Below are 1,047 nucleotides of genomic sequence, written 5' to 3'. Positions count from 1 at the left end.
GTCTTGGGGGTTTCCCCCATGAGCGACTGCATCAAGACAAGGTCAAAAACTGTAATCCTGGTTTACAATTCCTACACGAAACGCTATAATTCAAAAGAACTTTTACCTGGTAATTGCAAATTGCTATAGCAATCCGTGTAGGAATTGTGATAATTTTTCTTCCCGACTCCCGACTCCCGACTCCCGACTCCCTACTCCCTACTCCCTGTACCCTTTGCTAAATGCAAATCCAAGACTACTTCAACTTCCTAGCCTCTGATGATATCCGCATCAAAGGTAGCCGCATTGGCATCGAAAGTGTCCTCTACGAATACATCTATCGTGCCAAAACCCCCGAAGAAATTGCCGAACAATTTGAGACCATTACCCTAGAAGAAGTCTACGCCACCATCCTCTACTATCTACACAACAAAGAGGAGGTCAGGGCTTACTTGGCTGACTGGCTAGAGTTTTGCCGTCAACAACGAGAAGAGCAAAAACGTAATCCTTCCCCTGCACGGCAGAGGTTTCGGCAATTAAAAGCAGAAGCAGATGCTCAGCAAGAGTCTACTAAATCAGTTAAGGCTGTAACCTAAAACGCATTTGAAATAGGTTTTAGGTAAGCATTCAGCTATCAGCTATCAGCTATCAGCTATCAGCTATCAGCTATCAGCTATCAGCTATCAGCTATCAGCTATCAGCTATCAGCTATCAGCTATCAGCTATCAGCTATCAGCTATCAGCTATCAGCTATCAGCGATTAGCTATCAGCGATTAGCGCTACGCCCACGCTACGCGAACAGTTTTCAGCTAAAGGCTAAAGGCTGACGGCTGACCGCTGACGGCTGACGGCTGACTACTGACCGCTGACCGCTGACCGCTGACCGCTTAGCCCGACTCCCGACTCCCGACTCCCGACTCCCCAAAACCATTAAGAACTCCCATAAAATGGCATAATTGCCTGATGCCCAAATAAATAATAGGGTAATCCAAGATAATGTGAAGGTAATCGACATCTGTTACCTTCAGGCCATGACCGAAGGACCAAACCGCGATCAGACTAGTCGT

Annotated in this window: 2 protein-coding genes; one reads left to right on the top strand and one right to left on the bottom strand. The window is 46.7% G+C overall.

Annotation, left to right across the window (positions count from 1 at the left end; translation table 11 throughout):
* Positions 1 to 221 precede the first annotated feature (221 nt).
* Positions 222 to 575, top strand: coding sequence for a DUF433 domain-containing protein (locus F6K37_RS44195; RefSeq protein WP_287257455.1), 354 nt, complete (start codon positions 222 to 224; stop codon positions 573 to 575).
* A gap of 210 nt (positions 576 to 785) precedes the next feature.
* On the opposite strand, the gene F6K37_RS44190 is transcribed toward F6K37_RS44195, so the two are convergent.
* Entirely contained in the window at positions 786 to 995 is a 210-nt protein-coding gene (locus F6K37_RS44190) for a hypothetical protein (protein ID WP_287257454.1), read from the bottom strand.
* Between the last annotated feature and the right edge of the window lie 52 nt (positions 996 to 1,047).

This window comes from Moorena sp. SIO4E2 (assembly GCF_010671945.1).
In the GTDB taxonomy this organism is placed as follows: Bacteria; Cyanobacteriota; Cyanobacteriia; order Cyanobacteriales; family Coleofasciculaceae; genus Moorena; species Moorena producens.
The sequence above is the reverse complement of the archived record's forward strand: the minus strand, read 5'-3'. Positions and strand labels throughout refer to the sequence as shown.

Excerpts from the sequence above, each read along its gene's own strand:
- F6K37_RS44195 (WP_287257455.1), top strand. The coding sequence starts at position 222 with ATGCAAATCCAAGACTACTTCAACTTCCTAGCCTCTGATGATATCCGC.
- F6K37_RS44190 (WP_287257454.1), bottom strand. The coding sequence starts at position 995 with ATGTCGATTACCTTCACATTATCTTGGATTACCCTATTATTTATTTGG.